Raw genomic sequence first — 9,220 nt, 5'->3', positions numbered from 1 at the left:
GCCCCCCGGCTGCAGGCCGATCGCCATGTCGCCAGCAGCCTTCGCGAAGGACCGTGGCGCAGCCTGGCCCCGCCCGAACGGCCTCCCCGGGCGGCCTGATCCCCTTTGCGACCTGCCGGGGCCGTTGGCTCCTCCGGGTCGGCGCATGCGGCATCCACGCCGTTCGCCGGGTCCTGTCCGGCATGCCCCGTCTGCGGGGCTGGCCTATCGCTTCCAATCTCTCCGGACCCAGCGCAGCATGGGCCCTTTTTGCCGCAGCGGCGGCTCCCGGTTCCCAGAACAAGCATCATGGAAATTGCCATTCTTTTTGCGCTGATCCTGCTCAATGGCGTCTTCGCCATGTCCGAGATCGCGCTGGTGACGGCGCGCAAGGCTCGCCTGCAAAAACTCATAGACGAGGGGGACGCCGGCGCCGCCGCAGCCGCCCAACTGGGGGCCGACCCCACGCGTTTCCTGTCCACCATCCAGATCGGCATCACCTCCATCGGCGTGCTCAACGGCATCGTCGGCGAGGCCGCGCTGGCCGCTCCCCTGGCCGAGTGGCTGCAGCGCATGGGCGTGCCCGCGCCCTATGGCGGCTACACGGCCACGGCGCTGGTGGTGGTGCTGATCACCTATTTCTCCATCGTCGTCGGCGAGCTGGTGCCCAAGCGCATCGGCCAGACCTATCCCGAGACCTTTGCGCGCCTGATCGCACGCCCAGTCAACTGGCTGGCCCATCTGACCAAGCCCTTCGTGGTGCTGCTGTCCGTGTCCACCCATGCGCTGCTGCGCCTGCTGGGCGTCAAGGAAAACAGCGGCAGCGCCGTCACGGAGGAAGAGATCCACGCCATGCTGGCCGAAGGCACGACAGCCGGCGTCATCGAATCGCACGAGCACACCATGGTGCGCAACGTGTTCCGCCTTGACGACCGCCAGATCGGCTCGCTGATGGTGCCGCGCAGCGACGTGGTCTGCCTGGATGCCGATGCGCCGTTCGAGGACAACCTGCGCGTGATCGAGCAGTCCGACCACGCGCGCTTTCCCGTGGTGCGCGGCGGCATGGACTCCATCATCGGCGTGCTCAACGCGCGCCAGTGGCTGTCGCGCGCGCTGCAGGGCAAGGATCAGGGCCTGACCGACCAGCCCATGCAGACCGCGCTCTATGTGCCCGAGACCATCACCGGCATGGAGTTGCTGGAGAGCTTTCGGCTGTCCGACGTGCACATGGCCTTTGTGATCGACGAGTACGGCGAGGTCCAGGGCATCGTCACCCTGCAGGACCTGGTGGAGGCCATCACGGGCGAATTCCAGCCCCGCGATCCGCGCAACTCCTGGGCGCTGCAGCGCGAGGACGGCAGCTGGCTGCTGGACGGCCACATCCCCGTGCCCGAGCTCAAGGACCGGCTGGAGCTGGCCACCGTGCCCGAGGAAGAGCGCGGCCGCTACCACACGCTGGCCGGCATGGTCATGCTGCTCACGGGCCGGCTGCCGCGTGTCACCGACACCGTGCAATGGGAAGGCTGGCGCTTCGAGGTGGTGGACATGGACGGCAAGGCCATCGACAAGGTGCTGGCCATGCGCGTGGACGTGTCGCTGCAGGTGCCCGGCGACGAAGACGCAGGAGCAGCCCATGCACCGCGTTGAACGACGGGCCCCGCGCTGCGCCTGGAAACTGCTGGCATGCGCGGCGGCCGTGGTCTTCATGGCCGCCTGCCTGGACGGCGTGCAGGGTTACCCGCAGCAGCAGGCGCCCATCATCAGCCCCTACGACATGACGCAGGAGCAGCGGCTTGCCGAAATGAACGCCATGGGCGCGGCCGGCCATGCCGACCACCGCTGGACCTACGAACTTCGCCCCGGCTGCGTGCTGCGCGTGGACCTGGACGGCCCGCAAGGCCCGCGCCCTTCCCTCGATATCGCCCTGCTGGGCAGCGTGGTGGCCGTCACGGCCCAGCGTGAACGCGGCAGTTTCCGCGTGGAGCTGCAGCCCGGCGACGGCCTGCAGTCGGCACGGTCCCTGGTGCTGGAAAGCACCAAATGGGCCGACGCCAGCTGGACCCAGCTGCTGCTGCGCCTGATGCAAAAGGGTTGCATGGAAATGCAGGGCCGCCCGCACGGCAGGACCGCCAGCCGGCACTGAGAGGCAGCGCACAACGGCACGGATCGGCATGCATCGGCAGGGACCAGCAGGGACCGGCAGGCCAGGCATGCGTGGCTTGCCCGGTCCCGCAAATGTGAGGGGCGGAAACGACAAGCGGCACCGAAGTGCCGCCGGGTAGGGCGCGGGGCGCAAGGTCCCGGGCCAGGGCAGATCGCCGGCTTACTTGGCCAGCGTCAGCGTGCCCTTCATCAGCGCGGAGTGGCCGGGGAAGGAGCAAAAGTAGCTGTAGGCCTCGCCCGCCTTCAGGGCGGCGGTGGAGAAGGTCACGGAGTCGGTCTCGCCGCCGCCGATCACCTTGGTGTGGGCGATCACGCGGGCGTCCTTGTCCTTCACGAAGTCCTTGGCGGCGCCGGCGGCGATGCCGTCATTGGCCACGGGCTGCAGGTCGGCCGTCTTGCTCAGTACCCAGTTGTGGCCCATGGCCGTCTTGGGCAGCTTGCCCACGTGCTTGAGCTTGACCGTGAACTGCTTGCAGCTGGCGGGCACGCTGATGGTGGGCTTGTTGAACTGCATGGCGTCATTGCCTTCGATCTCGACGGCGCAGTCGGCGGCCAGCACAGGTGCGGCGACGGCAGTCATTGCGAGGGCCAAGAGGACGGGTTTCCATTGCATTGCCATTGTTTTCTCCTTGAAAAGCGGGTGAGGTGGCTGGCATCCGGTGGCCATGGACCGGCAGGCGGTCTGTCGCCATGGATGCTTTGTATGGCTGCCTCCAGCATAGACAGGATGGGGGAGGGCGGGTTGATTTGAATCAAGTCAAAACAGTTCGAAGACCTGCGCTCCAAGCATGCGGGATGGCGTCACGCCGGCAGGGTATGCGCGGTGGCTGTCGCCGGGAATCACTTGCCGTCCGTCGTCTTTTGGCGACGGGCAACCCCACAGCTCGCATGCCTCTACTCACCCCAGTCACATTTGGGTACGATTGCGGTAAATAGAGAGGGTTTATGGTAGTGATGGTTTTCATAGGTGCTGTCATTGGCGCCATCTTTCTGCTGACGGCGTTTTTCGTCGACAGCTCCCAGCAACAGGCGGCGCTGGCGGGCATGGCCTGTGCCAGCGTCCTCATTCCGTACGTGCTGTTCAGGTTGCACTCGATCGTCGTCGAGCAGGACAAGCTCGATCAGATCCTGCAGCTGATGCGAAAGTCCGGCAGCCAGCCCGAAGGGGTGGCTCCGGGCGGCGAGGGGTCCCGTGAGCCGGGTGGCCCCTCGGCGCCCAGGTCCTGGATGTCCTGAGGCACGGGGCGGCAGCCAAGGCAGGCCAGGCAGGTCCGGCAGGCCTCAGGCGAACTGCACGACCACGCGCCGGTTGGTGCGGCTTTTCTTCTCGATCTTGGTGACGGCCACCGTGCCGATCTCGGCCGTGCTGCGCACATGCGTGCCGCCGCAGGGCTGGCGGTCCAAGCCGGGGATGTCGATGATGCGGATCGTCGCCGTGCCGCCCGGGGGCGCCGCGCCTGCGGTGCGTACCAGGTCGGGCTGGGCGGCCAATTGCTCGGGCGTGATGCGGTCCACGTTCACGGCATGGCTGGCGGCGATCAGGGCGTTCAGGCGCTCCGTCAGATCGGCCTTGTCCAGCGTGGATTCAGGCAGGTCGAAATCCAGGCGTGCCGAGTCCGGCGAGATGCTGCAGCCCGTCACGGGCACGGGCACCAGCACGCCCAGCAGGTGCAGGCAGGTGTGCAGGCGCATCAGACGGTGGCGCCTGTCCCAGTCGATGGCTACCTGCACGCGCTCGCCGACCTGGGGCGGCGCATCGGTCTGCAGCACATGCAGGATGCGCTGGCGGTCATCGGCATAGACGGTGTCGATGACCGCCAGGCTGCGTCCGTCGGCCAGGATCAGCGTGCCGGTGTCTCCGGCCTGGCCGCCGCTGCGGGCATAGCAGACCGTGGCATCCAGCTCGATGCCTTCGGGGCTGACCGCGATCACGGTGGCTTCGCAGCGGTCCAGGTAGGCGTCGTCGTCAAAGAGCTTGTGCGTCTGGGACAGGGGCATGGGCATGGGGTGTCTCCGGGGTCATGTCGCGGTCCATGGTATCGGCGGCATGGCGGGGCCGGGCAGTACGCCTGGGCGAAAAGTCCCCAGTACAGTCCATTGCCCGCAGCGGTGGCAGTCGGCTGCTTGACAGCCTGTCAAGTGCCCGGGTCCGCGACCTGACAAGATCGGCGCCCGCGCCGCGCGCGTGCCGCTGAACAATGGCGCATTCCTTGCCGACGGCGCTACAGATTTTTCCGAAGCTGACGACATACGCAGGGCATGAATCTGTGAGTTTTCCGAGGAACTGTCCGAATGGATCAAGAACCTTTGCGTCCATCCCGTGCAGGCTCCACCCCCGTCTCCATCCCGGCAGGCCCCGGTTTGCGGCTGCCCACATTGTTCATCTCCTCATCTTTATGAGCACTACCGATCTTCACGCAGCTTCCCTGAGCGATCTCTATGACCGGCTGGACGAAGGCCTCAGCGAAGAGGCCTTTGCCGCCGAACTTGATGCCCGGCTTCATGACGGGCGGGCCGATGAGGTGCAGGTTTTCCTGCGTGATTGCGAGGAGCGCTGCCTTTACATGCTGGGGCGCCTGAACAGCAGCGAATCGCCCTGGACACATGACGGTGAGCGCTGGCTGGCACTGGCACGGCTCACGGTGCCGCGCGGCCATGCGCCGGCAGGGCTCAGCGAGAAGCTGACCAATGCCAAGGTGGCCGCCGAAGTGCGCGTGATGGCCGAGCAATGGCTGGCCCATGCCCGCAGCGCGGATCTGCCGGTCTTCAAAGGCATAGGCATGGTGCTGGGCAACCTGGTGCCCTGGCTCTGCTATCCAGGCATGCCCTACGAGGAAGTGACGGCCACGCTGGACTGGACGCTGGCGCTGCGCAAGGAAGGTGAGTACAAGCCCGACACCGAGTACCACGCGCCCTGGAAGCGGCTGATCGCCCAGCTGAACGATGCCGACCTGCAGCGCTACGCCGCCGTGGGCGGCAAGCTGTTCGCCGACGTGATAGTGCACTACCGCGAAGAGCGCCAACCCAAGCAGCCCAAGGGGCAGGGCTGGAAGTCCTGGATGGCTTTCTTTGCCGCGCATCCCGAGCTGTATGACCAGACCTACATAGGCGATCCGGACCTGATGGAGCAGCGCTGGGCCAGCGCAGATGCCCCACGGCGTGAGGAACTGGCGGGCACCCTGATGGGCCAATTGGGCCATGCCCAGGGCGGGGAGCGTACCCGTGCGCTGCAGCTGCTGGACCGCCTGGTGGCCGAGGATCCCGCGCCCTTTGCCAGGCAGCTGCGTGAGAACGGCGGCTATCGGATCAGCCTGGCGCTGGCCATGCATGTCATGAAGCAGAACGATGCCGCCTTGCTGCCCCTGCTGCTGCCGGCCATTGCCCAGCACTGCGACCGCGAGGACGAGCTGCGCCGCTACCGCAGCGCGATCCGCGAACTGGTGACCCGCCGCCCGGCCGATCTGGCCGAGGTGCCTGTCAAGGACCTGGTCAATGTGCTGCCCGCGTTCGACACCGCCAGCCTGAAGGCCACGCTGCCCACCCTGACCCCGCTCATCGCAGGCAGCAGCGCCAAGGGCCTGCGCGCCGCCATGGCCGGCCTGGCCGCCCATATTCCGCTGGCCAGCTTGGTGGATGCCGGCTGGTTGAACAAGCCGCCCAAGAACCTGCTGCTGACCTGTCGCGACGTGCTGCTGGCCCACCCCGACCCCGCCGTCGGTCCCTTGCTGGCGCAGTTGCTGGCCGGCGGCAAGCTGGATGCGGCCTCGGCCAGCAGCGTGCAGCAGCGGCTGAACCAATTGGGCCTGACCGGGCAGGGCGCCTCGGCATCGGAAGAAAGCCAGGCGGATGCCGCATCGCCAGCGTCTGCCGCTGGCGGCGTGGACCTGGAAGCCCAGATCGCCTCCATCAAGCGCCTGAGCGCGGCCATCAAGCCCTTCGACACGCCCGAGCTGCTGGCGCTGTGCGCGCCGCTGTCCGAGCACGCGGCCCGCGTGCTGCTGCACGTATCCGCCATTGCCGAAGGCGGCCTGCCGCCGCTGGCCCACGAGCTGCTGGCGCGCATTCCGGCCGACAACCGTGCCCGCCTGGCGCTGGCCCTGGTGCAGCAATGGATTGCTTGCGAGGGCGAACCCAAGCAGCGCTGGGCGCTCAGGCTGCTGCCCGGCCATGCCGATGACCGCGTGGTCGATGCGCTGGTGGCCGCCGTCCAGGCCTGGAACCGCCCGCGCCTGCAGCGCGCGGCCGCCGCTGTCGAGCATCTGGGCGAGGTGGACAGCCTCTACGCTCTGCTGCGCGTGCAGGAGATCTCCGAATCGCGCTCGCTCAAGGACCAGGTGCAGCGCACGGCGCGCAGCGCCCTGCGTGCCGCCGCTGCCCGCCGCAAGATGAGCGTGCCCGAGCTCTTCGACGAGCTGACCCCCGACTTCGGCCTGGGCCAGGGCCTGACGGTCACGGTCGGGCCGCAGAGCTACCGCGTGGAGCTGCAGGGCGATCTGAGCCTGCGCGTCATCAACGACAGGAACAAGGCCAGCAAGACCATTCCTGCGGTCAAGGACGAGGCGCTCAAGCCCGAATGGGAGGCGGCCACCGCGCAGCTCAAGACCCTGGCCACCAGCCTCAAGACCGTGGTCAAGCAGCAGGCGCCGCGCATGCTGGCGGCCCTGGTCAGCGGCAAGCGCTGGCCACTGGATCGCTGGCAGCGGCTGTTCGTGGCCCACCCGCTGCTGCGCATCGTGGGGCGCAGCCTGATCTGGCGCGCAGAGGATGCGCCGGGCCTGGCGCGCACCAGCTTCCGCCTGGCCGAGGATTTCTCGCTGGTCGATGTGGAGGATGAAACCGTGGCCCTGCCGGCTGGCTGCAGCATCAGCCTCTGGCACCCGGCCACGGCCCAGCCCGGCGAGCGCGAGGCCTGGCAGGCCTACATGGCCGACTATGAGCTGGAGCCCCTGGTCGACCAGCTGGGCGCCTGCGCCGAGCAGCCCGCGCCAAGCCAGTTCAAGAACGGCATGCTGCTGCCGCCCGCGCCGATCACGCTGGCGCAGGAGCAGCTCGGCGCCATGCTCAAGAAGTTCGGCTACCGGCCCGGCCCCGTGGGCGATGGCCCCAGCATCAACGAGCATGTGTGGCGCCTGCCCGCGCTGGAGCTGAGCCTGGAGCTGTCGCACGGCTATTTCCCGCCCTACCTGGACCTGGGCCTGCCCGTGGCCGTGGAAGGCCTGCGCGTGCACGACCTGAGCAAGGGTTACGGGGCCAGCGCCGACCCGGCGCGGCTGCCCAAGCCGCTGCTGGCCACGCTGCAAGGCCAGTGGCTGGCCCTGGCGGCCAAGGCGGCTGCCTGAGCCCTTGTCTTTGTGAACCTTTGCTCCCTGAAACGTTGGCCGGCCGACCGCCCATCACCGAAGACTCCACAGACCATGAGCAACAACGAGACAGCAGCGCTTCCCCTGCAGGCTTTGTACGAACTGCACACGGCCGCGCCGGCCGGGCGCGAGGGCATGCCGGCCTTTGCCGCCGAACTGGCAAAGCGCCTGGCCCAGGGGCGCGATGCCGAGGTGGCGGACTTCCTGCGCGACAGCAGCAGCCTGTGCCAGGAACGGCTGCACCAGTTGCCCGGCGAGCATGCGCCCTGGCAGCGCGACCACGCGCTGTGGCTGGCGCTGGCGCGCATCAGCCTTCCGCTGGGACAGTTCTATGGGGGAAACTCGGGTGTGCCCCGGCGCAGTGCCGAGCTGACCGCGGAGCTGACGGCACTGGCCCGCGCCTGGCTGGATGACTGGGGCAGCCGCACCCACCAGCCCTGGAGATTGCGCGATGGCTACGACCTCGTGCTCAGGCAGGTGTTTGGCGTGCTGGGTCATGAAGGCATGTCCAGTGCCGAGATCATCGGCCTGCTGCGCTGGGCGCGGGAACTGAGCGCAAAGGCCGGCATTGCGCCCGGCGCGCAGTACTACTGCCACTGGCAGCACCTGCTGCACCAACTGCCCGAGCCCGAACTGCTGGCCATGGCCATCGAGGACGGCGGCGGCCAGCTCAGCCGCGACATCGTCCAACGCCAGCTGCCGCTGCAGCGCACGCGGCCTGCAGCGCAGCGCTGGGCGCTGTGGCGGGATTTTTTTGCGCAATTCCCCGCCGTGCTTGACCAGCTGCGCCTGCCCGAGCCCGTGCTGATCGCATCGCGCTGGGAGACGGCCGATGCCGCGCGCCGCGACCTGCTGGCCCAGGACCTGTTCAAGGCCTTGTGCTTTGCCTCGGACGATGACTGGCCGCATGACCGTGCCCTGGTGGAGTGCATGCTGCAGACCGACGCTGCGCCCCTGGCAGCCTGGTTCAAGCAACTGGGCCACCTGGCGATCAATCCCGCCGTGGCGCAGCGGCTGTGGGAAGCCCGGTGGCCGGCCCTGCTGCCGCTGCTATTGCCGGCCTGCGCAGACGGGTGCAAGCACGAATCCGACCGCGCCGGCTACGCCCCGGTGGCCGAGACCTTGCTGGCCGATCGCCCTGGCGACCTGGCCCGGCTGGCCGCCGGCCCGCTCACGCACCTGCTGCCCGCGCTGCGCGTGGACACGCTGCAGCGGCTGCTGCCGCAACTGGGCAAGGCCGCCTCCGGCAGTGCCTCCAAGGGTTTGCGTGCGGCGCTGGCACAGGCGCTGTCTGCCTTGCCCGTGGATGCGCCCCAGGCCGCCGGCTGGCTGGCCAAGCCCAACAAGAACCTGGTGCTGGCCTACCGCGATGTGCTGGTGGCCCATCCTGATCCGGCGTCTGGCAGCCTGCTGTCGGCACTGCTGTCCGGTGGATTGCTGGACGTGGCCGAGCAAGGCCCGGTGCAGGCGCGACTGAAGGATCTGGGTGCCGCAGCCCCGGTTGCGGACGCAGCCGGGTCACCTGGCGGCGAGGCCATGCCAGCGGGCAGCGATGCCGGCTCCCTGGCAGAGCTTGAAGCCCAGGCCGCCAGCCTGCAGCGCCTGTCGCCCGTCATTGCCGCGCTGGACCAGCCGGCGCTGCTGGACCTGCTCGCACCCCTGTCGGCCCAGGCCGCGCGCGCGCTGCTGCACCTGGCGGCCACCAGCCCGCAGGAGCT

At 68.5% G+C, this 9,220-nt stretch carries 6 protein-coding genes and 1 pseudogene; 5 read left to right on the top strand and 2 right to left on the bottom strand.

From position 1 onward, the window contains the following. Nucleotides 1–288: 288 nt before the first annotated feature. On the top strand, nucleotides 289–1,626 hold the full coding sequence (locus tag L995_RS07940) for a hemolysin family protein (RefSeq protein ID WP_017403868.1): 1,338 nt from the start codon (nucleotides 289–291) through the stop codon (nucleotides 1,624–1,626). Then, the gene (locus L995_RS07935) at nucleotides 1,613–2,122 is read left to right on the top strand and encodes a hypothetical protein (protein WP_047327407.1); all 510 of its coding nucleotides are present in this window, start codon (nucleotides 1,613–1,615) and stop codon (nucleotides 2,120–2,122) included. The genes L995_RS07940 and L995_RS07935 overlap by 14 nt, the downstream gene beginning before the upstream one ends. A 180-nt stretch (nucleotides 2,123–2,302) precedes the next feature. On the opposite strand, the gene azu is transcribed toward L995_RS07935, so the two are convergent. After that, nucleotides 2,303–2,761, bottom strand: coding sequence for an azurin (gene azu, locus L995_RS07930; protein ID WP_016446217.1), 459 nt, complete (start codon nucleotides 2,759–2,761; stop codon nucleotides 2,303–2,305). A gap of 326 nt (nucleotides 2,762–3,087) precedes the next feature. On the opposite strand from azu, the gene L995_RS07925 reads away from it, so the two are divergent. After that, nucleotides 3,088–3,378 (top strand): hypothetical protein, encoded by a 291-nt coding sequence (locus L995_RS07925; RefSeq protein WP_047470794.1) that lies wholly within the window; start codon nucleotides 3,088–3,090, stop codon nucleotides 3,376–3,378. A 45-nt stretch (nucleotides 3,379–3,423) separates the two neighbouring features. Here the strand turns inward: L995_RS07925 and L995_RS07920 are convergent, their stop codons facing one another. Further along, nucleotides 3,424–4,146 (bottom strand): alanyl-tRNA editing protein, encoded by a 723-nt coding sequence (locus tag L995_RS07920; RefSeq protein WP_016451616.1) that lies wholly within the window; start codon nucleotides 4,144–4,146, stop codon nucleotides 3,424–3,426. 392 nt (nucleotides 4,147–4,538) lie between these two features. Between L995_RS07920 and L995_RS07915 the strand changes: the two genes are divergently transcribed. Both L995_RS07915 and L995_RS07910 read left to right on the top strand, forming a co-directional pair. Then, on the top strand, nucleotides 4,539–7,481 hold the full coding sequence (locus tag L995_RS07915; protein ID WP_047470792.1) for a DUF4132 domain-containing protein: 2,943 nt from the start codon (nucleotides 4,539–4,541) through the stop codon (nucleotides 7,479–7,481). Between the two features lie 75 nt (nucleotides 7,482–7,556). Beyond that, nucleotides 7,557–9,220: pseudogene (locus L995_RS07910) on the top strand (DUF4132 domain-containing protein); the annotation flags it as partial.

Source organism: Delftia sp. ZNC0008, from assembly GCF_000799035.1.
Taxonomy (GTDB): Bacteria; Pseudomonadota; Gammaproteobacteria; order Burkholderiales; family Burkholderiaceae_C; genus Comamonas; species Comamonas tsuruhatensis.
Note: the sequence above shows the minus strand (reverse complement) of the source record. Positions and strands in the feature narration are given on the sequence as shown.